Raw genomic sequence first — 26,539 nt, 5'->3', positions numbered from 1 at the left:
CTACCCTACCGTCGGCGTTAGGGTGGGCCGTTGCTATTCCTCGTCGCGTGGGGCTGGCACTCCCCGGATGCTGGATACCCCACCCGAGACGATAAACTTCATGGCCTCGCTGCTGGAGATGTTGAGGTAGGTGATGCTCTCTATGGGCACCAGTTGCAGCTCCCCCGAAAAGTTGTAGGAGTGCGGGTAGTACACGGCCACCAAATGCGGCTGGTCGAGGGCCACAATGTTTTCCTGGGTGGCAAAGCCCATTCGATAAGATGGCAGTTCGGAATTGGTGCGTACTAGTACTGGCCGGTTGAACTTCTGATTGTCGCCCACAAACGCCGCAAACAGATCTTTGATACTGGAATAGATGATGCCCACCAGCGGCATACGGTGCAGCATCCGCTGTGTAATCGTCAGCCAGGGGCGCACCAGGAAGGTAGTGGCCAAGAAGCCGATGCTGGTAATCAGCGCAGCCAGCAGCAATAGGCCCAGTCCCGGCACGCCTTCCACGTAAAAGAGGTGGTCGAGCCAGGTGAAGGCGGCTATCAGAATGTAGATGGTAAGGGCGATGGGCGCCACTACCAGCAGCCCGCTCAGGAAATAGTTAGCAAGTTTACGCATGCAATGAAATCGGCAGTTATGCAGAAGGCAGGGCGCAAATCATGCCATACCCCCTACCCTATTATAGCAACTGCCCGGCTGGAAGGGCACCAGCCGGGCAGTTGTCTGCTGTATTGCAATCAATTAGCTTATACCAGTTCGCCAATCTCAGCAATGCGGTCGGCTACCTGCTGCATCAGCCACATGGGCGTGCTGGTAGCCCCGCAAATCCCTACCGACTGTGCATCCTGGAACCAGTCGTCTTGCAACTCTTCCTCGTTTTCCACGAAGTAGCTGCGCGGGTTGGTTTTGTTGACTACGCCAAACAGGGCCTTACCATTAGAGCTTTTGCGGCCGCTCACAAACACGATGACGTCGTGCTGGGTGGCAAACTTGGCCAAGGCGGGCTCGCGGTTGCTTACCTGCCGGCAAATGCTGTCGTTGGCGTCGAAGGAGGCTCCGTCGGCTCCGGCGGCGGCAATGCGCTCCTCAATCACCTGCTTCATGTGGTAGAAGCCGGCCGTGCTCTTGGTCGTCTGGCTGAACAACGTAACGGGGCGCGAAAAGTCCACTTGGTCCAGGTCCGACTCGTTCATGACAATGATGGCTTGGTTGCCGGTCTGACCGGCCAAGCCTGCCACCTCGGCGTGGCCGGGCTGCCCATAAATGACGATTTGCCCTTGCTGGCGGTTGCTGATATCGAAGGCGTGCTTCACGCGATTTTGCAGCTTCAGCACCACGGGGCACGAGGCGTCAATCAGCTCCAGGTTGTTCTGCATGGCCAGCTGGTAGGTTTCCGGCGGCTCGCCGTGCGCCCGAATCAAGACCTTGCAATCGTGAAGCGTGCCCAGCTGCTCGCGGTCGATGATGCGCAGGCCCAGGGCGTGCAGACGCTCCACCTCCATCCGATTGTGCACAATGTCGCCCAGGCAATACAGGGTTTCCTCGTGCGCCAGCTCATCCTCGGCCATCTGAATGGCGAATTCAACGCCGAAGCAGTAGCCCGAATTTTTGTCGATGATGATGTTCATAGCTTTTTGTTCTGCAAACAGAGCGCCAATTGCCAACCGGCTGCGCAATTTTACTGATATAACCGCTTAGCTGCCATTCCGTTCACTACCCGCCGCCATAGGCGCAAATAAGGCAGCTGAAGCGCGTTCCAGCACAAAGTCCACCTGCTCATCAATGGTCATGTGGGAGGTATCCAGCAACACGGCATCGGGAGCGCGGCGCAGGGGGCTTTCGGCGCGGGTAGAGTCGATGTGGTCGCGCTTTTCGAGGTTGTCGATGATGTCGGCCAGCTCTACCACTTCGTTTTTCACGGCCAATTCTTCCTGCCGACGCACAGCGCGGGTATGGGTGTCGGCCGTCATAAAAATCTTGACCTCGGCATCCGGAAACACGGTGGTGCCAATATCGCGGCCGTCCATCACAATACCCCGCTTGCGGCCCATTTGCTGCTGCTGACGCACCAGGGCGTGGCGCACGGCCGGAATTATGGACACCTCACTCACGGAGTTGGAAATACGCATCTGCCGAATTTCGTCCTCGCGCACGTGTCCATCCAGGCACAGCTCGTTGCGGCCGGTTTTGCGGTTGCGCTTAAAGGAAATCTGCATCTGGTGCAGGGCTTCCTCAATACGCGGCAGGTCGTCGAAGGCAATGTGGTGCTCCAGCAGGTAGAGCGTCACGGCCCGGTACATGGCCCCGGTGTCGATGTACGCGTAGCCTAGCTCGGCAGCTACGGCCTTGGCCGTGGTGCTCTTGCCACAGGAAGAGTGACCATCGATGGCAATAACGAGCTGGCGCATGGCGAAGGGGCTAGGCGAAGGAAGGGTGTCCACTAAATCCAGTTTTTACGACGTTGAGCAGCTTGCAGATGCGCAGGCACCTGGGCAAAAAATACGGCCACCGACTCAGATGGCCCGTGCGCCAATTGCTGCGACACGCGGTAGAAGGGGTTGAAGAAACTTTTGCCGCCGATGCCTACCCCTGTAGTATTGTCGAGGCCGGCGGCCCACTCGCCCTGGTAGGTGTGCACCAGGCACTGCCCCAAGAAGCAGCCTAGCGCGGTGATAACACCTTCTCGTTCACTAGGCTTAATGGTAGCGCGCTGCTCTTCGATAAAAGCAGCCAATCGCTCCACCGACGCCACATCATAGGCGTTCAAGCGCAGCTGCTGCCGCACAGCCTCGGCGGCACGGTGGAGGGAGGCAAGGGGCGATTCGGCGTCGGGCATGGCGCACAAAAGTACGAAGCTCCTCGGAAGTGGCCGCTCTGCGGGGTAGTTTATTGCCGCGGCGCCGCCGATTGTGCCTGCTGCCACTGCTGATATTTCTCCAGAATAGCCGCAGCGTCGCGGCGGCGGTAGGCGCGGGCTTGCAGGCGTTTGGCCAGTTCCGGATCGTCGCCCACCACGCTCAGCATCTGCCGGCTGAACGCGGCGCGGCCGCTGCGCAGCTTCACCACGGCGCCATCGGGACGGCGCAGCCACCACTGTGTGCCTAGCAACTGCCAGACGAAACCCGCTTCCATATCCTGGTATTGATATAACCCCAGCTTGCTCCCCACAAATAATTCCTTCGCAAAATAGCGTCCTACCCTGCCATACGTGGCGTCGGGCAGCACCACACGGATTACCTCCGTGGGGAGGTAGGGAATAGCTTGTTGATAGTCGTTAACGAGGTAGACGCGTTCGGTCTTTAGCTGGTGAAGCTGGCCGTCGTGCCACTGGCGGTCGGCGGTTTGGTAACGTATGGGCTGGCTATGCCGCACGTTGGAAATGGTACCGGGCAGCACGTTCGGGAACATGGTGCGCTGGGCTGGCTCCTGGGGCCTGAGCTGGGCCGCGGCGGGTAGGGATAGGAAAAGTAATGGAAGTACTACTTGCTTTATCATCGATAAGGATAACGTAGTAAAGATTGAATATTGCTTTCAGATAAATTATAAAGCCTGCCCTCCTGAACGCAGGGAAGGACCTTCTCATGCTAGAACGGCAGACGTGACAACGACCTGATCTAGCGTGAGAAGGTCCTTCCCTGCGTTCAGGAGGACAGACGTTTGTATAAGTCCTATTACCCCTAATTACTCTCACACGGGCACGGAATCTTGCCCTTCGACCGATGTTTATATGCGGCTGTTTTCTTGGCCAAAGAAGACCGGTGAGCACAGCTCGAAGTCAGGAGACCGGAGCCCATGAGCAGCGCTGCCAGCGCCAGAGTTGTAATCTTTTTCACGCCTAAGGAAGTTTAGTCAAATATAAAGCTCTTTACTCCGCCGCCCGTTGGGTTGGCTTCTTTTGCTACTCCGTTGCTTATGGCTTCTTCTTTCACACGCACGGCCAACGTCGTCGACTTATTCGCCAACACCATATACCCTGCCATAATTCACGTGGCAGATGGCCGTATAAGCCGCCTGGAGACTACGGGCGCCGCGCCCGATCCGGCCCTACCCTACGCCCTGCCGGGCTTTGTGGACGCCCACGTGCACGTGGAAAGCTCCTTACTGGTACCATCGGAGTTTGCCCGCCTGGCGGTGGTGCATGGTACGGTGGCAACGGTATCAGATCCCCACGAGATTGGCAATGTGCTGGGTGTGCAAGGCGTGGAATATATGCTCGAAAACGGCCGGCAGGTGCCGTTTAAGTTCTGCTTCGGGGCGCCCTCGTGCGTGCCGGCCACACCGTTTGAGACGGCCGGGGCGGTTATTTCAGCCGCCGATATCGAGCAGCTATTTCAGCGCTACCCCGAAATTGGCTACCTAGCCGAGATGATGAACTGGCCCGGCGTGCTCAACCGCGACGCCGACGTGATGGAGAAAATTCGGCTGGCCCAGCAATATAACCGCCCCGTAGACGGCCACGCGCCCGGTCTCACTGGCGCTGACGCCGTGCGCTACATTCAGGCCGGCATCAGCACCGACCACGAGTGCTTTATGGCCGGCGAAGCGCTGGACAAACTGCAGGCCGGCATGAAAGTGTTGATCCGGGAAGGCTCGGCGGCCCGCAACTTCGAGGCGCTCATTGACCTTCTACCCGAGCACTACGAAAACATGATGTTCTGCTCCGACGACAAGCATCCCGACACGCTGGTGCTGGGCCACATCAACCAATTGGTACAACGGGCTGTGGCGCGCGGCCAGGATGTGCTGAAAGTGCTGCGCGTGGCCTGCCGTAACCCCGTGGAGCACTACCGCCTACCCGTGGGCCTGTTGCGCGAAGGCGATGCCGCCGATTTCATTGTGGTGGATAACCTCCAGGATTTCACGGTGCAGCAAACCTACCTCAACGGTGAGCTGGTAGCCGAAAACGGCCGTACGCTGATTCCGGCCGTGCCGGTGGCCGTGGTCAACAACTTCGTGGCGCACCCGGTGCAGGCCCAGGATTTCCGGCTGCCCGCGCCTACCCCCCAGCCTATCTTGCGCGTGATGGAGTGCTTCGACGGGCAGCTCATCACCGCCCGCCACGATGTACCCGCCCGCGTCGAGAACGACCTGGTAATACCGGATATAGCGCAGGATATACTCAAGCTCACGGTAGTAAACCGTTATGCCGCAGCACCGCCGGCCGTGGCGTTCATCAAAGGTTTCGGCCTGCAACGCGGCGCTCTTGCCAGCAGTGTGGGCCACGACTCGCACAATATCACCGCCATCGGCTGCGACGATGCGAGCCTGGCCCGCGCCGTGCAGCTGGTAATGGAGGCCAAAGGTGGCTTGGCTGCCGTGGGGCCCGATGGGCAGGAACTGCTCCTACCCCTACCCGTGGCCGGCCTGATGTCGGATCAGGATGGCTACGCGGTAGCAGCCGCCTATACCGCCGTAGATGCCTTAGCCAAAGAGCTGGGCTCTACCCTACAAGCACCCTTCATGACGCTTTCGTTTATGGCCTTGTTGGTTATCCCCAGCCTGAAGCTGAGCGACAAAGGCTTGTTTGACGGTGAGGCGTTTCGGTTTGTGGAGGCGGTAGTGTAGAGATGGTATAAGGATACAAAGAGAGCGGCTGTCATCCTGAGCTTGCGAAGGACCTTCTCATGCGTGAACGAGTCGTTGCTACGATAGTCGTTTACGCGTGAGAAGGTCCTTCGCAAGCTCAGGATGACAGCCGCTCTTGGCTTTCCTTACTCTAAAACCGCTTCTCCAGCAGTTTCTGCATTTTTTCCTCCGTCAGCGGCTTGGCCAGGTATTCTACCCCTTCGTATTGCGCCACGCGGGCGGTGTCGGCGGCGTGCATGGAGGTGGTGAGGACGGTGAGGACGGTTTGTTGCTTGATGTCGGCGGGCAGCCGGTCGTACATACGCAGGAACTCGAAGCCATCGATACCGGGCATTTTCAGATCCACAAACACCAGCTCCGGAATGGCTTCGCCGCCGCGGCTGGCACCCCACAGAAACTCATAGGCCGGCTCGGCTTGCGTAAACGTGTGGATGGTATCGGCTACTCCCAAACGATTCAACAGACGATTGTTCAGGAAGCTGGTGGTTTCATTGTCGTCCACCAGAACGATATTACGCAGTTTCTTCGGCATACAGTTGGTAACCCGCTGGCAGCGGTATCTATCAAATATAGTGGATGGTGGCGTAGCTTACAGCCAGCCCTGCTCACGCATCCAATCGTCGTTGTATATTTTGGCCAGGTAGCGTGTGCCGTGGTCAGGTAGTACCACTACCATCGTATCGTCCTCAGTGAGATGCTCGCGGGCGTATTCCAGCGCGCCGTACACCGCCGAGCCGCACGACCAGCCCACAAAGAGCCCCTCTTCGCGGGCCAAGCGGCGCGTCATTACGGCTGCGTCTTTGTCCGCTACCTTGATGAACAGGTCGATCAGGTCGAAGTCGACGTTCTTCGGCAAAATGTCCTCGCCAATACCCTCTGTTTTGTAAGGGTAGATTTCGTTTTCGTCGAAAATGCCAGTTTCCTTATACTTCTTGAACACCGAGCCGTAGGTGTCCAGCCCAACCGTTACCAGCTCGGGGCGCTGCTCTTTCAGGTATTTGCTGATGCCGCTGATGGTGCCGCCCGTGCCTACCCCGGCCGCAAAGTGCGTAATCTTGCCTTCAGTCTGCTGCCAGATTTCGGGGCCGGTGGTTTCGTAGTGGGCCGCGGTGTTGGAGAGGTTGTCGTACTGGTTGGGGTAGAACGAGTTGGGAATCTCTGCGTTCAGCTTACGCGCCACCGAGTAGTAGGAGCGCGGGTCGTCGGGGGCCACGTTGGTGGGGCAGATGATGATTTCGGCGCCTACGGCCTTCAGAATGTCGCGCTTTTCCTGGCCCTGCTTGTCGCTCATCGTGAAGATGCACTTATAGCCTTTGGCAATAGCGGCCAGCGCCAGGCCCATGCCCGTGTTGCCGCTGGTGCCTTCGATGATGGTGCCGCCGGGCTTCAGAATGCCCGCTTTTTCGGCGTCGTCAATCATTTTCACCGCCATACGGTCTTTCACCGAGTTGCCGGGGTTGAAATATTCTACCTTCGCCAGCACCGTGCCCCGGATACCTTCCGTGACCTTTTGGAGTTTGACAAGAGGGGTGTTACCGATAGCTTCGGTGATGTTATTCAGATACATAGCCTGGGGTGGGGTGGGCAATTGAGGCCGCAAAGGTACGGATTTTCGGCGGGCTGATTAGTACCAGGTCCACTTTCTTGTATTTGCTTTAGAGCAAAAGGGAGCCGCAACAACGCACATTACAGCGGGCTTTGTGCCGCCTATAAATAAAACCTACTTTTGTGCACGGCCGCCCCGACGGGCAGCCGTCGTTCCAGCGAATATCTCCCTTAAAACCCATTTCCTAATGAGTGTTCTGGTTAACAAGGATTCCAAAGTGATTGTGCAGGGCTTCACCGGCTCTGAAGGCTCGTTTCACGCGCAGCAAATGATTGAGTACGGCACCAACGTGGTAGGTGGCGTAACGCCTGGCAAAGGCGGCCAGCAACACCTCGACCGCCCCGTGTTCAACACCGTGGCCGACGCCGTGCGCGAAACCGGCGCTGATGTGAGCATCATCTTCGTGCCCCCGGCTTTTGCTGCCGACGCCATCCTGGAAGCCGCCGACGCGGGCATCAAGGTGATTGTGACCATCACCGAAGGCATCCCTACCAAGGACATGATTGCCGTGAAGCACTACCTCAAAGACCGTGAGGGCGTGCGCATGATTGGCCCCAACTGCCCTGGCGTGATGACTGCCGGTGAGTGCAAAGTGGGTATCATGCCGGGCTTCATCTTCCAGAAGGGTAAAATCGGTATCGTGTCGAAGTCGGGCACGTTGACCTACGAAGCCGTTGACCAGCTCACCAAAGCCGGCTTGGGCCAGACCACGGCCATCGGCATCGGCGGTGACCCCATCATTGGCACCACTACCAAAGAAGCCGTGGAGCTGCTGATGAACGACCCTGAAACCGAGGGCATCGTGATGATTGGCGAAATCGGCGGCGGCATGGAAGCCGAAGCTGCTCGTTGGATCAAAGAAACCGGTAACAAGAAACCCGTCGTTGGCTTCATTGCCGGCCAGACGGCTCCTCCCGGCCGCCGCATGGGCCACGCCGGGGCCATCGTAGGTGGCGCTGATGATACAGCTGCCGCCAAAATGGCCATCATGCGTGAGTGCGGTATCCACGTGGTGGATTCGCCCGCCAACATCGGCGAGACCATGCTGAAGGTGCTGAATGGCGAGAAGGTAGAGGCGTAGGTGGTCACCTAATGTGTACACATAAAAAGGCCCTGGCAGATGCCAGGGCCTTTTTATGTGTACATAATTTCTTGTATTAATAATTAGTAAGGGCCCTTACTTCCTACCCTCCTGCCCACCCAGATTCACCACTACTCCCAATTGAAACACCGCGTTGGCCGCCCGCAGGTACTTGCGGTGCTTCAGGCCAAAGTTGCCGCCGCTGATGAGCTGCAACTGCACCGGCCCCAGCACTTGCACGCGGGAGAAGGTGATGGGCTCCAGGAAGATGTTATCCTCACCGGGCGCGGCTACCCCGTCGAGTTTGAAGTTGCTGAGCTCCACGTGGCTCAAGCGCAGGGCCGTGCCGTAGCTAAGCGGAAAATGATTGCCGAACAGGTGCAGCGTTTGGTGCTTTTTGGCACTGTAGTTCACCTGCAAAAACAACTTGTTCAGATTTCCCTCCTGGCGCTGCTCTACTACCCCCTCGCGGGTACGGTCGGTGCGGTCGGAAGAGCCCAGGCCGACGCCACCGTAGATTTCCAGTACCCGATTGTCGGGTAGGCGGGTGAAGTAGCCCGCACCAGCCTCAAAGAAATCAAAATTGACAGCTTTCTTGGGCTTGTTGCTATGCAGAAACGAGGCCGAGCCCATCACGCCAAGCCCATTGGTAACGGCGTAGGCGCCCTGTAAGGAAGTATTACCGCCAAAATTGGAATGAATTCCGCCACTGAACTCGCCTTGCTGCGTGAGCAGCGGCACCTGCGGCGGTGGCGGGAAGTAGAGCGAAGCGCAACCAGACAGCCCCAGCAGGAGCAACAGCACAAGAAAACGGACAGAAAGCAGCATACAGCCGAAGGCGGTCGAAAATGAGGCCAAAACCAGCGTTTTTTTACGACATTCTACCCAGCCCTTAACGGCTGAGCTTCGTATAGCTGTCCAATGCAAGCGCACGGCTACAAGCCAGTTTGCTGGTTTTGTCGCCTAAAGTTCTGCTTTTATGCCCGAATCTTTCGATGTTATTATAATTGGCTCCGGCCAAGCCGGCAATCCGCTAGCTACGGCCTTTGCCCAGGACGGCCGCCGCGTGGCTTTGGTTGAGAAAAACTTACTGGGTGGCTCCTGCATCAACTACGGGTGCGTGCCCACCAAAACGCTTCTGGCCTCGTCGGAACGGGCACACCACGCCTACACCGACGCGCACTACGGCATTGAGGTGGCGGTAGAGGCCATTGACCTACCAACTATTGTGGAGCGAAAGGACGCTCTATTAGAAAAATTGCGCCAAGGCATCCACAAAAACCTGACGGGCCAGGATAATCCCGTGCAGCTTTTTGATGGGCACGCCAGCTTCACAGCGCCACATACGCTTACTGTGGACCTTACGACGGGCGGCACCGAAACGCTAACGGCTCCGCTTATTTTCATCAATACTGGCACCCGTGCTGCTATTCCCAAGATTGACGGGCTGGAGGGCACCGACTTCCTGACACCTACGACCATCCTGAACCTTAAAGACAAACCCGAACACCTGATTATTATTGGTGGCGGGTATATTGGCCTGGAGTTCAGCCAACTCTACCGTCGCTTGGGCTGCGAGGTGACGATTGTAGAGTCGTCGGATGTGGTGCTGGAGCGTGAGGACGACGATGTGTGCGAGGCCATGCAGCGACTATTGGAAAGCGAAGGCGTCGAATTCCTGCTCGGTTCGCAGGCACACCGGGTTTCGCAGAATGCTGAGAAGCAATTTACGGTATCGGTGACTACTCCTGATGGGGAACGGCGCTTGCGCGGCTCGCACGTGCTGGTGGCGGTGGGTAGGGAGCCCAACACCAAAGAACTGGGCCTCGACAAAGCCGGTGTAGAGATGGATGAGCGCGGCTTCGTGCTGATCGATGACCAGTTTCATACCAACGTGCGCGGCATCTACGCATTGGGCGATGTGCACGGTGGCCCCCAGTTCACGCATATGAGCTACGATGACTACCGCATTGTGCGCGACAACATCATAAAGGGTAAAAATCGCTCGAAAAAAGGCCGCGACGTGCCGTATGTGGTCTTCACGGAGCCGCAGCTCGGCCGCATCGGGCTTTCAGAGCACGAGGCCCAGGAGCAAAAGCTGGACTACCGGGTAGCTAACATGCCCGTCAAAACTATTGGTCGGGCGCAGCAAACAGGCCTTACCGAGGGATTTATTAAAGTGCTGGTAGACGGCAAAACCGACTGTATTCTGGGCACGGCTGTGTTCTGCGAGCAGGGCGGCGAGATTATGTCGATGCTCCAGTTGGCCATGCACGGCAACATCACCTGCGAGATGCTGCAGGATATGATTTTTGCCCACCCCACCTGGGCCGAATCGTTGAATAACCTGTTCTCAAAACTCGAAAACCCCAAGAAAAAATAACGTCGAGGTACGGGAGTTCCTACCTCTTTCGATGCTTTCTATTGAGCGGTTATGCAGCGTACGGCGCTGCGTAACCGCTTTTTTTATGCGTTGTCGATAGCCACACACCCTAATCGTGGCAGCTCAAAAACCTGAGGACAAGCGACGCACCGTGCCGTGCCGGGAATAGTAGAATTTCTTCCGCGTCGGGGTTGACGCTTCATACCGGCTTCATGTAGCAACGCTTGTTTTGTAGCACCAACCTCGCCTACCCCCCTTGGTGGCGACTTTGGTTGACGCGTTCCAAAAGTACCCTGCTATCTGCCCTACCCTACCCACCGCCACTATTTCTGGCATCGCCAACTGTCTGTCATATTACCCAAAGTTCTTATGAAAAAAATGTTCCTGCTCATGCTCGTGAGCTGGTGCGGCCTGTACGGTTTTACAAGCTGCGCGGACAAAAAAGAGGAAAAGGAAGAAAAGGTAAAGTATCTAGTTACCAGCCCTCTGCAAAAAGACACCACGATTACCAAGGAGTACGTGGCGCAGATTCACTCCATCCAGCACATCGAATTGCGGGCGCTGGAAAAGGGCTACCTCCAGAAGATTTTTGTGGACGAGGGCCAGACCGTGAAGCAGGGGCAGCTCATGTTCCAGATCATGCCTATGATCTACCAGGCCGAGCTGAAAAAGTCGCAGGCCGAGGCCAACTACGTGAACTTGGAGTACCAGAACACCAAGCGCCTGGCTGACAACAACGTGGTGTCGAAAAGCGAGCTGGCGCTGGCCGAGGCCAAGTACGACAAGGCCAAAGCCGAGGTGGCCCTGGCCCAAACGCACTTGGGTTTCACCACCATCCGGGCGCCGTTTGATGGCATCATGGACCACTTCCAGGCACGGCTGGGTAGCTTGGTAGACGAGGGCGACCTGCTCACGACGCTGTCCGACAACAGCAAGATGTGGGTGTACTTCAACGTGCCCGAGGCCGAGTATCTGGCCTATAAGGAAGCCAAGACCAACAACCTGGAAAAGGTGAACCTGCTGATGGCCAACAACCAGGTATACCCCCAGCCCGGCGTGGTGCAAACCATTGAGGCTGATTTCAATAACGAAACCGGCAACATTGCCTTCCGGGCTACCTTCCCCAATCCCAACCGCCTGCTGCGCAACGGCGAAACCGGTAGCGTGCTGATGACAGTGCCGCTCAAAAACGCTCTCATCATTCCGCAAAAAGCCACTTTTGAGGTGCTGGAGAAGAAGTTTGTGTACGTGGTAGACAAGGACAAGCACGTGCACCAGCGCGAGGTGACAGTAGGCTCCGAAATGCCCGACCTCTACATCATCACCGACGGCCTGAAACCCGGCGACCGGATTATGCTGGAAGGCATCCGCAAGGTGAAAGACGGGGAGAAAATCGACTACGATTACGAGAAGCCAGCCAAAGTGATTTCGCACTTGAAAGTGTACGCCGAATAGGGTCGGCTTGCAGCCGAGCGCTTGTAGCAAGCCTAACTCCTGCTGGTCCTACCGATTCCGTTTCAACGACGGGCGGCTGCAAGCCGCCCCTACCTTAGCCTTATCTTATGTTCAGTAAATTCATTCGTAGGCCAGTCTTTGCCATTGTTATTTCGGTGGTGATTGTGTTTATGGGCGTGCTGGCTATCAAGACGCTGCCCACGTCGCAGTTTCCGGAAATTTCGCCGCCCATGGTGATGGTGTCGGCGGCCTACCCTGGTGCCAGTGCCAAGGTGCTCACCGAGTCGGTGCTGATTCCGCTGGAGCAGGCCGTGAACGGCGTGCCCGGCATGAAGTACATGACCTCTGACGCCGTATCGGCCGGCGAAGCCAACATCCAGATTGTATTCAACCTGGGCACCGACCCCGACCAGGCCGTGGTGAACGTGAACACGCGTATTGCACAGGTGCTCAACCGCTTGCCGGTGCTGGTACAGCGCGAGGGCGTGATTGTGAACCGCGTGGTGCCCAACATGTTGATGTACGTGAACCTGTACAGCAAAGACAAGAACACGGACATGAAGTACCTGTTCAACTTTGCCGGGGTGAACATGATACCCGAAATCCAGCGCATCAACGGCATTGGGCGGGCCAGCATCCTGGGTAGCCGGCAGTACGCCATGCGTATCTGGCTGAAGCCTGACCGCATGCGTGCCTACAACGTTTCGGCCGACGACGTGATGAAGGCCCTTGACGACCAGAGCGTGATTGGCTCGCCGGGCCGTATTGGCCGCTCCGACGGGGGTAGGGCCGAAGCCCTGGAGTATGTGCTCACCTACCAGGGCCGCTTCAACGACGTGGACCAGTACAAAAACGTGATTATCAAGGCCAACCCTGACGGTGAGATTCTGCACCTGAAGGACATTGCCGACGTGCAGCTGGGCTCAGAGTTCTACGACATCTACTCCAACCTCGACGGCTACCCCTCGGCGGCTATTGTGCTCAAGCAAACCTACGGCTCCAACGCCTCGGAGGTGATTGAGAACGTGAAGGCCAAGCTGGAGGAGCTGAAGAAAACCATGCCCCCCGGCATGGACTACAAAATCAGCTACGATGTGTCGAACTTCCTCGACGCCTCCACAGAAAACGTAATCCACACCCTGCGCGACGCCTTCTTGCTGGTGGCGCTGGTAGTATTCCTGTTCCTGGGCGACTGGCGCTCTACCCTCATCCCCATTATTGCGGTGCCCGTGTCGTTGGTGGGTGCATTTGTGGCGATGCAGGCGTTCGGGCTCACCATCAACATGATAACGCTCTTTGCACTGGTGCTGGCCATTGGTATTGTGGTCGACGACGCCATTGTGGTGGTAGAGGCCGTGCACGCCAAGATGGAGGAAAAGCACCTCTCGCCGTACGGCGCGGTGCGCGAGGTGATTGGTGAAATCAGCGGCGCCATCATTGCCATTACTATTCTGATGACGGCGGTATTCGTGCCGGTGGCCTTCATGAGCGGCCCGGTGGGTATTTTCTACCGCCAGTTCTCCATCACCATGGCTACTTCCATTGTGATTTCGGGTGTAGTGGCCCTCACGCTCACACCGGTGCTGTGCGCCATGATCTTGAAGAACACGCACGGCCAGCCGCGCAAGAAAACACCCATCAACCGCTTTATCGACTGGTTTAACCGCGGCTTTGAGAAGCTGACTGGCCGCTACATTGGGGTGCTGGAAAAGGTGGTGGACCGGCGCGTGGTGACGTTCGGCGTGCTGATTATTTTCGGCTTGGGCATTATGGGCATCTCCTCTACCCTCCCCTCGGGCTTTATCCCGAGTGAGGACCAGGGCATGCTCTACGCCATCATCCAAACGCCCCCCGGCTCCACGCTAGAGCGTACCAACGACATTTCGCAGCGCCTCTACGAGCTGGCGAAGGACGTACCTGGCATCCAGAGCATTTCTACCCTGGCCGGCTACGAGGTACTCACGGAGGGTAGGGGCTCCAATGCTGGCACCTGCTTGATTAACTTAAAGCCATGGTCGGAGCGCAAGGAGTCCATCCACGACATTGTGGAGGAACTGGAGAAAAAGGCCAAGCAAATTCCCGGCGCGACTGTGGAATTCTTCGAGCCACCAGCAGTACCGGGCTATGGCGCGGCAGGCGGTTTCCAGCTCCAACTGCTCGACAAAACCAACACCGGCGACTATAAGGCGCTGGAAAAGGTGAACGAGGACTTTATGGCAGCCCTCAACAAGCGTAAGGAACTGGCTGGGCTGTTTACGTTCTACTCGGCCAACTACCCGCAGTACGAGCTGAAGATCGACAACCAGCTGGCCATGCAGAAAGGCGTGAGCATTGGCAACGCCATGAACACACTGAGCATCATGATTGGCTCGACCTACGAGCTGGGCTTCATCAAATACCAGCGCTTTTTTAAGGTGTACGTGCAGGCCTCGCCCGAGTACCGCCGCCTACCCAAAGACGTGATGGACATGTGGGTGAAAAACGACCGGGGTGAGATGGTGCCGTTCTCGGCCTTCATGAAAATCGTGAAGACCCAGGGCGCCAACGAAATCAACCGTTACAACATGTACACCACCGCCTCCATCCGCGGCGATGCCGCCGCCGGCTACAGCTCGGGCGAGGCCATTAAGGCGGTGCAGGAAGTGGCCCGCGAAACCCTACCCCGCGGCTACGACATCGACTGGGGTGGCCTGTCGAAAGACGAGGTGAGCCGCGGCAACGAGGCCATCTACATCTTCCTGGTGGTGCTGGCCTTCGTTTACCTGGTGCTGGCTGCGCAGTACGAGAGCTTCCTGCTGCCCTTGGCGGTAGTGCTGTCGTTGCCGGCCGGGATATTCGGCTCCTTCGCCTTCATCAAGATGCTGGGCCTGGCCAACAACATCTACGCCCAGGTAGGACTGGTGATGCTGGTGGGCTTGCTGGGCAAAAACGCGGTGCTGATTGTGGAGTTTGCCGTGCAGGAACACGAGCACGGCCTCTCAGTACGCGATGCGGCTATTGCCGGTGCCAAGGCTCGTTTCCGCCCTATCCTGATGACTTCCTTCGCCTTCATTGCCGGTCTGATTCCGCTGGTGCTGGCTACGGGCGCGGGGGCCATCGGCAACCGCACCATTGGCACGGCGGCGCTGGGCGGCATGCTGTTCGGCACTGTGTTCGGGGTGGTGCTGGTGCCCGGCCTCTACTACATCTTTGGCAAGCTGGCTGAAGGGCGCAAGCTAATCCAGGACGAAAATGAATATCCGATAAGCGAAGGCGTAGAGCCTCGCGTGCTAGTTGAAGAAGTTGAAGCTCATGCTTAGAAAACGCATTTATCAGTATATAAGCGTAGCCTGTTTGTCGTTGGCGGTAGGGAGCTGCAAGATGCCGGAGCTGGTGGTGAAAGACGCCAATCGGCGTGTGCCCGCCAGCTACAACAGCGCCGCGGCCCAAGATACGGCCAGCGCGGCCCAGGTGCGGTGGCGGCAGTTCTTCACCGACCCCAACCTGGTAGCCCTCATTGATACCGCTCTACAGCACAACCAGGAGCTGAACATTGCCTTGCAGGAAATCCAGATTTCCCGCAACGAGGTGCAAATCCGCAAGGGCGAGTACCTGCCCTTCGTGGGCCTGGGAGCCAACGCCGAGGCCGAGCGCCCCGGCCGCTACACGCTGCGCGGCGCCACCGAGGAGGCCGTGAACATCAAGCCCGAGCACCGCACGCCCGACCCGCTGCCTAACTACCGGGTAGGCGCGTTTGCGAGCTGGGAAGTGGATATTTGGCACAAGCTGCGCAACGCCCGCAAGTCGGCCGCCCTGCGCTACCTGTCGAGCGTGGAAGGTAGGAACTTTACGATTACCAACCTGATTGCCGAAATTGCCAACTCCTATTACGAGTTGCTGGCCCTCGACAACCAACTGGCGATTGTGCAGCAGAACATCGAGATTCAGACCAATGCGCTGGAACTGGTGAAGCTGCAAAAGGAATCGGCGCGCACCACGGAGCTGGCCGTGCAACGTTTTGAGGCCCAGGTGCACAACACCCGCAGCCTGCAATACGGCATTCAGCAGCGCATCATCGAAACCGAAAACCGGATCAACTTCCTCACCGGCCGCTACCCCCGCCCAATTGTGCGCAACGACTCCACGTTCAACGACCTGGTACCGACGGTGATTCAAACGGGCGTGCCCTCGCAGCTGCTGCAAAATCGCCCCGACATCCGGCAAGCCGAGCAGCAATTGGCCGCCACCAAACTAGACGTGCAGGTGGCGCGCGCCAACTTCTACCCTTCGCTACGCCTCACTGGCTCGGTGGGCTTCGAGGCGTTCAAACCTGGTTTGTTGTTCTCTACCCCCGAGTCGATGCTCTACAACTTGGCCGGCGAGCTGGTGGCGCCCCTGGTGAACCGCAACGGCATCAAAGCCGTGTACGGCAGCGCCAACGCCGTGCAGACGCAGGCCGCCTATAACTACGAGCGCACCGTGCTGAACGCCTATGTGGAGGTAGTAAACGAGCTGGCCAACATCCGCAACCTGGCCCAGAGCTACAACGAAAAGGCGCTGGAAGTGCAGTCCCTGAACCAGTCTGTTACGATTTCCAACAGCCTCTTCCGCTCGGCTCGCGCCGAGTACACGGAAGTGCTGTTCACACAACGCGACGCTTTGGAATCGAAGTTTGACCTGATCGAAACCAAGATGCAGCAGCTGAACGCTACCGTGAATGTATACCGCGCCCTAGGCGGTGGTTGGCAGCAGTAATGCGAGCAGTTAGCCGCACATCGGCAAAAGCAAAAGGCCCGCCCGGAAAATTCGGGTGGGCTTTCTGCTTTTATGACTTTGAGACCATTAAAGCTTTTAGAACGTCATTCCGAGCTTGCCGAGGAACGATGCTCTCTTAATACCGCTCCCGTTTAAAGCGGTGCGGATATACCACAATCCCAATGGAGGTAAATAAGTTACCGGCCTTCACATCGGTAAGTAGTGGGCCTACTGGGGCCGACCTTCGCACCAGATCGGCCGACCACGAAGAGCTGAGCGTGAGTTGCAGCTGGGCCCACTGTAATACGCCCTGCCGATTGCCAAAGCGCATAAACAGCATGGGCTCGTTGCGCGTCATGCGGCGCAAGCGGATAGGCTGCCCGTTGTTGGTGAGAGTGGTAAAGCGTACCTGCGAAAGCCGGTAGGCCATGCCCATCGTGAACGGGCCATCCTCATACGCCACAAACACGTCGCCAAAAGGCTTCCCGTAGCGTGCATCGTACTGGTACGTGATAGTAGAATCGCGGCGAAAAATGCCCAAGTAGCTTTCGTCCTGATACCCGCGGCTGCTGTGCCCCCAGCCGTACCCCATAGAGCCCCCTACCAACCACCGCTGCCCAAGCGCCCAGTAAGTACCGGTGCCTACTTCCAATTGGCGCGTACGAGAGTACGTTGCGGTATCGCGCTTGTCGGTGCGGAGTGCACCCGCGGTCCGCACCACCACATGCCGCACCGGCGAGTACGCAGCCGAGCCCTCTAAGCGGCCGGAGAAAAGGTAGGTGCCGCCACCTACCTCGGCCTGCCCTTTCTCGCGCAGCATAGGTGCACTGGGCCGAAGTGGTGTGTAGAGCACACAGCCGCTCAGGCTCACCGATACCACCAGCCAAAGAAAAACTCTATCCCAGCGCACCGATTTTGTCATACACATAAAAGGCGATGGTCTACTGGCTGGCGCAGCAACATGCTCCGCAACAACCGGCAGACCATCGCCGGATAGGAATAGTGTAGTGGATAATACAGGTACAAGAGCCTATTCAAGTAGCATAGGTTGCAAGCAGTTAGCGTTTTCGTTAAAAAATTTATTTGCCACAAAAAAGCCGCCGCAACTCTCGTTGCGGCGGCTTTTCTACGTTGGTTGCCTTACCCTACTTAGCGTAGGCCACGGCGCGCATCTCCCGAATCACGGTAATCTTGATCTGACCGGGGTACTGCATTTCCTTCTCGATTTTCTGCGAAATCTCGTAGCTCAGCTCCTGGGCGCGGTCGTCGGTTACGTTTTCGGCATTCACCATCACGCGCAGCTCACGGCCGGCCTGGATGGCGTAGCACTGCAACACCCCGTCAAACGACACAGCGGTTTCTTCCAGCTGCTTGAGGCGCTTGATGTAGCTTTCCATCATCTCGCGGCGGGCGCCGGGGCGCGAGCCCGAAATGGCGTCGCAGGCCTGCACCAGGGGCGCAATCATGGCCGTCATCTCCATCTCGTCGTGGTGGGCGCCGATGGCGTTTACCACGTCGGGGTGCTCTTTGTACTTCTTGGCCATCTCCATGCCCAGTATGGCGTGGGGCAGCTCGGGCTCCTCGGTGCTTACCTTACCGATGTCGTGCAGGAGGCCGGCGCGTTTGGCGTGCTTCACGTTCAGGCCCAACTCGGCGGCCATGGTGGCGCAAAGGTTGGCTACCTCACGCGAGTGCTGGAGCAGGTTCTGGCCATACGACGACCGGAAACGCATGCGCCCTACCATCTTCACCAGCTCGGGGTGTAGGCCGTGGATGCCCAGGTCGATGATGGTTTTCTCCCCGATTTCCACGATTTCCTCGTCGATGTTCTTGCGGGTTTTGGCCACAATCTCCTCGATGCGGGCCGGGTGAATCCGGCCGTCCTTCACCAGCAGGTGCAGGCTCAGACGAGCCACCTCGCGGCGCACCGGATCGAAGCCCGAAATGATGATGGCCTCGGGGGTATCGTCCACAATAATCTCAACGCCAGTAGCGGCTTCCAGGGCGCGAATGTTCCGACCCTCGCGGCCGATAATCTTGCCCTTCACGTCGTCCGACTCAATATTGAATACCGACACGCAGTTCTCAATGGCGTGCTCAGCAGCAGTGCGCTGAATGGTTTCCAGCACCACCTTCTTAGCATCTTTGGTAGCCGTGAGCTTGCTTTGCGCCACCACGTCTTTGATGTAAGATGATGCTTGCAACTGTGCCTCGTTCTTCAACGATTCCACCAGCTGCTCGCGGGCTTCGGCGGCCGTTAGGCCCGAAATAGTTTCGAGTTGCTGTTGCACTTGGCGGGCCTTTTCTTCGGCCTCTACCTCACGTAGTTGCAGCTTGGCCAACTGGGCTTCGTGAGCCGTTTGGCGCTTTTCCTCTTGGGCATCCAGCCGGTCGCGCTGTTGTTGGGCGTCGTTCTGGAGCTTGTCGCGCAGGGTATCCAGCTCTTTTTCTTTGCGCTGAATCTGGTCGAGCTGTTTTTGCGTGGTTTGCGTGAGCTGCTTGATGTTCTGCTCCTGCTCCACCACGGCTTGACGGCGCTGGGTCAGCTCGGTGTCCAGCTCAGCTTTTTGGCGGCGGCTTTCCTGCTCAAACTCATGCTTGAGGGTCCGAAACTTGTCTTTCGACTGCTGAATCCGCTCGTCGCGGATGCGGTTGGCTTTCTCTTCTGCTTCTTGCAGAAGCTGTTGGGCGCGGGCGCGAGCCTCGGCCTCATGGTCCTGCCGGGCCTTGCCGGCCAGCAGGCGGCCGACAAACACGCCGGCCACAAGGGCAACGACGGCAGCCAGCGCGATATAAACATAGGGTGACATGTGCTATGGTTTTTGGGGAAGGGGTATATAAAAACCATAACAAAAAAACTAGTCCAACGCGTGCCCACCCGCACGGCCGATTGCCACGGGGGTAGGGAAAGCGTGAAACCGAAGCCGGGCTACGATTAGCCCAGCACCAGCGACGAAAGCAGCTCGTCCAAGCGCGCGAGGCGCTCGGTAAGGGCTGCATCGGTGCCGTCCTTCTCCTTGCCGACCTTCAGGCGGTCGACCATTGTGGTTAGGGCAATCATGGCCAAAAGGTCCTGTTTGTCCTGGATGCCGTACTGGTCGCGGAACTCCTTAAGCTTTTCATTCAGCAGCTTACCGGCCATGCGCAGGCGCTCCTCATCGGGGGCGGCAACGCGCATGGGATATTCCCGTTCAGCAATACGAATTTTTATGGCTAAGTCGCTCATGCGAGCAGTGCGTTTTTAGGTGGATGGGGATAGGTCGTTACTCCTTCAAATAGGCAAGGCACTTATCTATTTCGCGGATGTATTCGTTGAGGCGCAGTTTCAGCTCGTTGACGTGGGCAGGTTTCTCTGCTACGGTATTGACAAGTTTAGCGATATTCTCCCGGTTCTGGAAATCCTTGAGCTGCCGGTCCCGGTCGCGCACATCGGCGCGCAGCTGCTCAATGGTGGTTTGGGCATCGCTCAATTCCTCCCGCACCTGCTGATAGGCAGCCACTAAGCTGTTCACTTGCCGCTCCAGGCGGTCGAGTTGGGCTAGTTGCTGGGAGGAAGCCATTTTTCAGTTTTTGGTTGATTGTTTTTGGTTTTGGCTAAGTAACGGTAAGAACGTCATGCTGAGCTTGTCGAAGCATCTCGCGTGCTAATGTAAAAGCAGTACTCCACCATCAGCACGCGAGATGCTTCAACAAGTTCAGCATGACAACATCCTTATTTCAAAACCAGCTTCCTATTTACGGGCTAAGATGTATATACCGAAGATAATCAAAGGAAACATTGACAGAAGGCAGATAGTGCTCCAGAAAGGCCCCATAGGTTCTCCATATCCTATTCCTCCTAGAAACCAGCCGCAAACTATAAGAACTAATCCGCCTACCTTATTCCAATATTCATCACTCATGATAGAGATACTTCGACAAGCTTAGCATGACAATACTATCCATTCGTCAGCACGCAAGATTTCTCATCTATGCTTGATGCGCAGAATGTTCAAAATGACGTGCTGACTTCCCCAAAAACCACTCCTTACTTCCTAATCAGGGCGCCGGCCTGCTTCTCGAATTGCTGGATGAGGCGCTGCATCACCTGGTCGATGGCTTGGTCGGTGAGGGTTTGGGTAGGGTCTTGCAGGGCGAAGCTCACGGAGTACGACTTCTTGCCCGCCCCCAGGTTATCGCCCTCGTACACGTCAAACACATTCAGGCTTTGTAGAAGTTTCTTCTCGGTGCGGCGCGCAATCTGCTGTAGCTGGTCGAAGGTCACGGTTTTGTCGACTACCAGTGACAGGTCGCGGCGTACTTCCGGGAACTTGGGCAGCTCGCGGGCCACCAGCGTGTTCTTGTACTTGCGCACCAGCCAGTCCCAGTCCAGCTCGGCGTACCACACCGGCTGGTTCACGTCGAGCTGTTTCAGCACGCCCGGCGACACGGCGCCCAGGTGCACCACCGGCTGGTTTTGCACCAGCAGCGTCAGCCCACCCGCAAGGTAGGAATGTTGCACGGGCTGACTGGCATAGTTGCTGAAGCCTAACGACGCCAGCACCTGTTGCACGGCCCCGGCCAACTGATGGAAGGAGGTCTTTTCAGACTTCTGCTGCCACGTTTCGGCAGCCGTGTTGCCGGTGAGCAGCAGTACAAGTTTGTTCTGCTCCTGGTGCTTGCCCGTCTCGGGCTTCTGAGAGTAGGCTTTACCGAACTCGTAGAGCTTCAGGTCTTTCTGGCGGCGGTTGAGGTTGTAGCGCACTACTTCCAGGGCCGAGTGCAGCACCGTGGGGCGCATGATGTCGAGGTCGGCGCTGTTGTAGTTGTGCACGCGCACCAGCGTAGCATCCTTGGCGCCGCCTTTTTCGAAGTAGGCCGAGTTGGTGAGCGAGTTGGTAATAATCTCCGAATAGCCCTGCCCGCTGAGCAGGCGCGCCGTGTTCTGACGCAGCACTTCGGGGTCGGGGTTCGGGAACTTGGCGAGGTAGGAAGCTGAGTTGAAGGGCCGCAGTGCCACGTTGTTGTAGCCGTAGATGCGCAGGATTTCCTCAATCACGTCGGCCTCACGGGTCACGTCTACCTTGTGCGGCGGTATTTTCAGGTGCCATTCCGTTGCGGATGGGTCGTTGGTTGCTGGCTGAGCGCTGAGGAGCGTGAGATGCTCGGCCAAGTCCTCCCCTATTGCATTACCTGGTGCCGGTTGTTCCTCAATCTCAATATCCAAATCCGTTAGGATCTGGCGGATGCGTTCCTCGCCTATCTCCTGCCCTACCAGCTGGGCCACGCGGGGTAGACGTAGGCGCACTTCCGTAGCAAGGATAGGGGTAGGATATTCGTCGACCACCGGCGCGGCGATGCGCGCCCCAGCCACTTCCTGCAACAGCAGCGCCGCCCGCTTCAGGGCCACGGGCACCATGTCGGGGTCGGTGCCGCGCTCGAAGCGGAAGGAAGCGTCGGTTTTGAGCTGGTGGGTCTGGCTGGTTTTGCGTACCACGGCTGGCGCGAAGTAGGCGCTTTCCAGGAACACGCGGGTAGTGGCGTTGCTCACGCCCGATGTCTTGCCGCCGAACACGCCGGCCAGCGCCATGGGTGCGCCGTTGGCATCAGCAATAACCAAGTCCTCAGCTTTGAGCGTGCGCTCCGTGCCGTCCAGCGTCACGAATTTCTCGCCGGCTTCGGCCCGTTTTACCCGAATCTGGTTTCCGGTAATTTGGTCGGCGTCGAAGGCGTGCAGGGGGTTGCCCAACTCGTGCAGCACGAAGTTGGTCACGTCCACCACGTTATTGATGGGCGACAGGCCAATGCTGCGCAGGCGGCGCTGCAACCACTCCGGCGATGGGCCTACCTGCACATTATCCAGCAGCAAGCCGGCGTAGCGCGGGCAGGCGGCTTCGTCTTCGATAGTAACGCCAATGGTGTTTTCGGCCGAGGTAGGCGCCGAGAAGTCACTCACGTCAGGCAAATGGCAGGGCTGACGCAGCAAGGCGCGCAGCTCGCGGGCCACACCGTAGTGCGAGGCCGCGTCGGCGCGGTTGGGCGTCAGGCCAATCTCAAACACCGAATCGGAACCCAACCCAAAGTACTCGGCGGCTGGGGTGCCGTTGGGTAGGTCCGTGTTCAGCACCATAATGCCTGCGTGCGACTCGCCCAGCCCAATTTCATCTTCGGCGCAGATCATGCCTTCGGAAGCCGCCCCGCGAATCTTGGACTTCTTGATTTTGAACGGCTCGCCCGCGGTGGGGTGCAGCATAGCGCCTTCCAGGGCCACTACTACTTTCTGGCCGGCGGCCACGTTGGGGGCGCCGCATACAATCTGGCGCGGGGTGCCGTCGCCCACGTCTACGGTGGTGAGGCTGAGCTTGTCGGCGTCGGGGTGTTTTTCGCGGGTGAGCACGGTGCCCAGCACCACGCCGCGCAGGCCGCCGGGTACGCTCTCCAGCTCCTCAATGCCTTCCACTTCCAGGCCGGAGCCCGTCAGCAGCTTCCCGATTTCCTCGGCAGACTGGGTGGTAGGGATGAGCGTACGGAGCCAGTCGTATGATATTTTCATGGGGTTATTTGCTAGTTGTTCGTTGTCAGGCACTAGTTGTTAGTTATCTGTTTTGCATGACGCGAATACGCATCATCTGGCAACCAACAGCCAGCATCTGACAACTGATGCTGTCCGCAAAGGTAGGAATTTGGCAGGCTGCCCGAAACGCGGTTTACCCCGGCTTTTCGCCTATTTATCGGAACTCCCCTATAACACCAACGTCCTTTCATCTGAACCCCGCCTGTCATCCTGAGCGGAGCGAAGGACCTTCTCACACGTGAACGACTCGTTGTTACGTGAGAAGGTCCTTCGCTCTGCTCAGGATGACAGGCGGGGTTAGGAGATGACAAGCAGGGTATAGATATATATCCTCTACCCCTACTCGTGAAAGGCCTTCTCCCCTGCCGGAATTTCTACGTTTAGGCGGTTCTCTGCCGGCGGCAGCGGGCACACGAAGCTGTTGTTGTAGGCGCAGTAGGGATTGTAGGCGTGGTTGAAATCGAGGGTAATTTCGGTGTCGTCGGGGGCGGGTACGGCGGCATCGAGGTAGCGGCCGCCGCCGTAAGTAGCGAGGCCGTTGGTGCGGTCGGCGAAGGGAATGAACAGCGTGGTATCGGTGCCGAACGCGCGGCGATAGAGCGTGAGCTTGTACTCCTGCTTGTTCAGGATAAACGTGGCCTGGCCCCAGCGCAGGTAGGCTTCGGGCTGGGGGCCGGTAGTGGCCATGCGCAGCGTGTCGCGCAGCGTGAAGCCCTGGTACTGCGCGTCGAGGCGGTAGGCGCGGTCGGGGGCGTAGTAGGGCAAGTTCTTGAATGTGTCGCGTTGGGCCTGGCTGAGCGGCGAGCCATTTACGCGCCGGAACGAGTCGTCTTTTTCCTGGCGTTTCTTCTTTACGCCAATGATGTACTGGCTGTCGCTCAGCACCAAGTCTTGTAGGAAGTAGCCAATAATCAGCAGCAGGCCCAGACCAATAAAGAATTTCGGATTGATTTTCACGGAGGCAAAGGTAGGGGACTTCCATTTGTCATCCTGAGCCGCATTATTTACAGCATCCCCTCATCCGCGAAGCTATAATACCCCAAATCGGTGTAAATCAGGTGGTCCAGAATGGGTAGGTCCAGGAATTGGCCGGCTTCTTTGAGCTTGCGGGTGAGGGCAATATCAGCGGCCGAGGGGTTGCGGTTGCCGCTAGGATGATTGTGCACCAGAATGATGCTGCTGGCCAACTGCTCCAGGGCGTGCTTGAAAATGAGTTTGGGGTCGGCCACGGTGCCGGCCACGCCGCCGGTGCTCACAGGCTGCTTGCGCATCACCACGTTGGCGCGGTTGAGTAGGACCACCCAAAACTCCTCGTGCGGCAGATCCTGCAAGTTGGGCCGGATGGTGTTGTAGATGTCTGTAGAGCAAGTGATGACGGTGCGCTGACTGGCGGTGGCCTCCTTGCGGCGCCTACCCAGCTCCAGGGCCGCCACAATGGTAATGGCCTTGGCTTCGCCGATGCCCTTGTGGCGCATCAGCTCTTTCACTGACAGCTTCGCCAAGGCGTTCAGATCGTTCTCTACCGCCTGCAAAATAAGCTTTGCTACGTCTACCGCTGAAAGCTTAGCCGTGCCCGAGCCCAGCAAAATAGCCATCAACTCGGCGTCGGAGAGGGCGGCGCGGCCTTTGGCCAGCAGCTTTTCGCGGGGGCGGTCTTCTTCGGCCCAGCTCTTGATGCTGAAGGAGGTAGGCGCCGAGTAAGTAGAAGCAGGAAGCTGCTCGTCGGCTAAACTATTTACCGGATTCATTGTACACCTGGGTGGAATTACGTGCTTCCGGTAAGCAAACATAATACCGGCCACTATACAGTAAACCCTCCGTTTCTTCGTCTACCCTCACGCGGCCGTCTTATGGCTGTTTTTCTCCTTCCTTCGTTGTTGCATGTCTCGTTTTCTGTCGTTACCAGTTCTGTTTTTCTTTCTTTTAGTTGAGTGGTACGGCCTGCAAGCCGTACGCACCGCCATCCAACCCGACACAGCCGGCGGCCGACGGCTGACTGCGGTGGTGTATGTGGCCGTAACGCTGCTGGTCTGGGGCTTGGGCATTTGGGCCATTAGCACCCGCCGCACCGCGCAGCCGCATTACAAAGTCTATTTTCTGGGCCTGTTGCTGGGGCTGATTGCGGCCAAGCTCATAATTGCCCTACCCTTGCTGTTGGAAGATGTGGTGCGGGCCGGGCGCTTCGTGGCGCGGCAGTTTAGCGGCAACTCAGCGGGCGGTGAGCCTATTTCGCGCAGTGCGTTTCTAAGCCGGGCGGCGCTATTGCTGGGTGCCGTGCCTTTAGTGGCGCTAGTCTGGGGCATCGTCCGCGGTGGCACCGACTACCAGGTGAAACGCCGCGTGCTGCGCTTCCCCAATTTGCCGGCTTCGTTCGACGGCTTCAAAATCTTGCAAATCTCCGATCTGCACACGGGTTCTTTCACCTCGAAGGAGCCGTTGCAGCGCGCCGTCAAACTCATCAACGACCAGCAAGCTGATTTGATCTTCATGACCGGCGACCTGGTCAACAACGTGGCGACGGAGGTAGAAGAGCACATTGACACGCTGGCGGGCATTCGCTCGGAGCGGCCTATCTACTCCATCCTCGGCAACCACGACTACGGGGATTATGTGCAGTGGGAATCGGCGGAGGCCAAGCGCGCCAACCTGGAACGCCTAATGCAGAACCACGCCAAAATTGGGTGGGAGCTGCTGATGGATGAAAGCCGCACCGTGGAGCGCAACGGCGAGCAAATTGCCATTCTGGGCGTGCAAAACTGGGGAACTAAGTTTGTGCAGCACGGCAACCTCTCCAAAGCGCACGCCGGCTCCGGCAATGCCCCGTTCAAAATCCTGCTCACCCACGACCCTACCCACTGGGACGCGCAAGTGCACGAGTACCCCGATATCGACCTGACGCTTTCCGGCCACACGCACGGTGCGCAGTTTGGCGTGAACCTACCACACCTGAAATGGAGTCCCGTGCAGTACGTGTACAAGCAGTGGGCGGGCCTGTATAAACGGGGCAAGCAGCACCTCTACGTAAATGTAGGCCTGGGCTTTCTGGGCTACCCCGGCCGGGTTGGATTTTTACCTGAAATCACCGTACTGGAACTGCGCAGAGCGTAGGACTAAAAAAGGGTTAGCAACGTGGGCAAAAAGTAACCTCTG

General features: G+C 57.8%; 21 protein-coding genes and 1 pseudogene. 7 read left to right on the top strand and 15 right to left on the bottom strand.

What is annotated here, in order from left to right:
• Positions 1 to 33: 33 nt before the first annotated feature.
• The 5 genes from H8B15_RS17620 to H8B15_RS17600 form a co-directional block, all read right to left on the bottom strand.
• Positions 34 to 609 (bottom strand): DUF502 domain-containing protein, encoded by a 576-nt coding sequence (locus tag H8B15_RS17620; protein WP_187320963.1) that lies wholly within the window; start codon positions 607 to 609, stop codon positions 34 to 36.
• A gap of 128 nt (positions 610 to 737) precedes the next feature.
• On the bottom strand, positions 738 to 1,619 hold the full coding sequence (locus H8B15_RS17615) for a 4-hydroxy-3-methylbut-2-enyl diphosphate reductase (RefSeq protein ID WP_187320962.1): 882 nt from the start codon (positions 1,617 to 1,619) through the stop codon (positions 738 to 740).
• Positions 1,620 to 1,685: 66 nt separating this feature from the next.
• Positions 1,686 to 2,399 (bottom strand): (d)CMP kinase, encoded by a 714-nt coding sequence (gene cmk, locus H8B15_RS17610; protein ID WP_187321006.1) that lies wholly within the window; start codon positions 2,397 to 2,399, stop codon positions 1,686 to 1,688.
• A gap of 32 nt (positions 2,400 to 2,431) precedes the next feature.
• On the bottom strand, positions 2,432 to 2,827 hold the full coding sequence (locus H8B15_RS17605; protein ID WP_187320961.1) for a hypothetical protein: 396 nt from the start codon (positions 2,825 to 2,827) through the stop codon (positions 2,432 to 2,434).
• Positions 2,828 to 2,877: 50 nt separating this feature from the next.
• Positions 2,878 to 3,486 carry a hypothetical protein gene (locus tag H8B15_RS17600; protein WP_187320960.1) on the bottom strand — a complete coding sequence of 203 codons (609 nt, stop codon included), beginning with the start codon at positions 3,484 to 3,486 and terminating at the stop codon, positions 2,878 to 2,880.
• 417 nt (positions 3,487 to 3,903) lie between these two features.
• Between H8B15_RS17600 and ade the strand changes: the two genes are divergently transcribed.
• Positions 3,904 to 5,556, top strand: coding sequence for an adenine deaminase (gene ade / locus H8B15_RS17595; protein ID WP_187320959.1), 1,653 nt, complete (start codon positions 3,904 to 3,906; stop codon positions 5,554 to 5,556).
• Positions 5,557 to 5,707: 151 nt separating this feature from the next.
• Here the strand turns inward: ade and H8B15_RS17590 are convergent, their stop codons facing one another.
• Both H8B15_RS17590 and H8B15_RS17585 read right to left on the bottom strand, forming a co-directional pair.
• The gene (locus tag H8B15_RS17590) at positions 5,708 to 6,109 is read right to left on the bottom strand and encodes a response regulator (RefSeq protein ID WP_187320958.1); all 402 of its coding nucleotides are present in this window, start codon (positions 6,107 to 6,109) and stop codon (positions 5,708 to 5,710) included.
• A gap of 60 nt (positions 6,110 to 6,169) precedes the next feature.
• Positions 6,170 to 7,144: pseudogene (locus H8B15_RS17585) on the bottom strand (PLP-dependent cysteine synthase family protein); the annotation flags it as partial.
• Between the two features lie 226 nt (positions 7,145 to 7,370).
• On the opposite strand from H8B15_RS17585, the gene sucD reads away from it, so the two are divergent.
• Positions 7,371 to 8,264 (top strand): succinate--CoA ligase subunit alpha, encoded by an 894-nt coding sequence (gene sucD / locus H8B15_RS17580; protein WP_185282589.1) that lies wholly within the window; start codon positions 7,371 to 7,373, stop codon positions 8,262 to 8,264.
• Between the two features lie 96 nt (positions 8,265 to 8,360).
• Here the strand turns inward: sucD and H8B15_RS17575 are convergent, their stop codons facing one another.
• Positions 8,361 to 9,092, bottom strand: coding sequence for a hypothetical protein (locus tag H8B15_RS17575; RefSeq protein ID WP_187320957.1), 732 nt, complete (start codon positions 9,090 to 9,092; stop codon positions 8,361 to 8,363).
• Positions 9,093 to 9,243: 151 nt separating this feature from the next.
• Between H8B15_RS17575 and H8B15_RS17570 the strand changes: the two genes are divergently transcribed.
• The 4 genes from H8B15_RS17570 to H8B15_RS17555 all read left to right on the top strand — a co-directional run bounded on the left by H8B15_RS17570 (position 9,244) and on the right by H8B15_RS17555 (position 16,836).
• Entirely contained in the window at positions 9,244 to 10,647 is a 1,404-nt protein-coding gene (locus H8B15_RS17570) for a mercuric reductase (RefSeq protein WP_187320956.1), read from the top strand.
• Positions 10,648 to 11,016: 369 nt separating this feature from the next.
• Entirely contained in the window at positions 11,017 to 12,102 is a 1,086-nt protein-coding gene (locus H8B15_RS17565; protein ID WP_187320955.1) for an efflux RND transporter periplasmic adaptor subunit, read from the top strand.
• A gap of 107 nt (positions 12,103 to 12,209) precedes the next feature.
• Positions 12,210 to 15,401 carry an efflux RND transporter permease subunit gene (locus H8B15_RS17560; RefSeq protein WP_187320954.1) on the top strand — a complete coding sequence of 1,064 codons (3,192 nt, stop codon included), beginning with the start codon at positions 12,210 to 12,212 and terminating at the stop codon, positions 15,399 to 15,401.
• Positions 15,394 to 16,836, top strand: a complete 1,443-nt coding sequence (locus tag H8B15_RS17555; RefSeq protein WP_187320953.1) for a TolC family protein — start codon at positions 15,394 to 15,396, stop codon at positions 16,834 to 16,836. Before H8B15_RS17560 ends, H8B15_RS17555 begins: the two co-directional genes overlap by 8 nt.
• Positions 16,837 to 16,972: 136 nt before the next feature.
• Here the strand turns inward: H8B15_RS17555 and H8B15_RS17550 are convergent, their stop codons facing one another.
• The 7 genes from H8B15_RS17550 to radC form a co-directional block, all read right to left on the bottom strand.
• Entirely contained in the window at positions 16,973 to 17,758 is a 786-nt protein-coding gene (locus tag H8B15_RS17550; protein WP_187320952.1) for a hypothetical protein, read from the bottom strand.
• 223 nt (positions 17,759 to 17,981) lie between these two features.
• Complete coding sequence (gene rny / locus H8B15_RS17545) at positions 17,982 to 19,646, bottom strand: ribonuclease Y (RefSeq protein ID WP_187320951.1); 1,665 nt, start codon at positions 19,644 to 19,646, stop codon at positions 17,982 to 17,984.
• Between the two features lie 125 nt (positions 19,647 to 19,771).
• Complete coding sequence (locus H8B15_RS17540) at positions 19,772 to 20,014, bottom strand: cell division protein ZapA (protein WP_246455625.1); 243 nt, start codon at positions 20,012 to 20,014, stop codon at positions 19,772 to 19,774.
• Between the two features lie 85 nt (positions 20,015 to 20,099).
• Positions 20,100 to 20,396, bottom strand: coding sequence for a hypothetical protein (locus H8B15_RS17535; RefSeq protein WP_185282560.1), 297 nt, complete (start codon positions 20,394 to 20,396; stop codon positions 20,100 to 20,102).
• Between the two features lie 467 nt (positions 20,397 to 20,863).
• The gene (gene pheT, locus H8B15_RS17530; RefSeq protein ID WP_187320950.1) at positions 20,864 to 23,368 is read right to left on the bottom strand and encodes a phenylalanine--tRNA ligase subunit beta; all 2,505 of its coding nucleotides are present in this window, start codon (positions 23,366 to 23,368) and stop codon (positions 20,864 to 20,866) included.
• 360 nt (positions 23,369 to 23,728) lie between these two features.
• A complete protein-coding gene (locus H8B15_RS17525; RefSeq protein WP_187320949.1) occupies positions 23,729 to 24,346 on the bottom strand; it encodes a DUF1684 domain-containing protein in 618 nt (205 codons plus the stop codon).
• A 47-nt stretch (positions 24,347 to 24,393) separates the two neighbouring features.
• The gene (gene radC / locus H8B15_RS17520; protein ID WP_187320948.1) at positions 24,394 to 25,137 is read right to left on the bottom strand and encodes a RadC family protein; all 744 of its coding nucleotides are present in this window, start codon (positions 25,135 to 25,137) and stop codon (positions 24,394 to 24,396) included.
• A 133-nt stretch (positions 25,138 to 25,270) separates the two neighbouring features.
• On the opposite strand from radC, the gene H8B15_RS17515 reads away from it, so the two are divergent.
• On the top strand, positions 25,271 to 26,497 hold the full coding sequence (locus tag H8B15_RS17515) for a metallophosphoesterase (protein ID WP_187320947.1): 1,227 nt from the start codon (positions 25,271 to 25,273) through the stop codon (positions 26,495 to 26,497).
• The last annotated feature ends 42 nt before the right edge of the window (positions 26,498 to 26,539 follow it).

Origin of the sequence: Hymenobacter citatus (assembly GCF_014333615.1) — a bacterium.
In the GTDB taxonomy this organism is placed as follows: Bacteria; Bacteroidota; Bacteroidia; order Cytophagales; family Hymenobacteraceae; genus Hymenobacter; species Hymenobacter citatus.
Note: the sequence above shows the minus strand (reverse complement) of the source record. Positions and strands in the feature narration are given on the sequence as shown.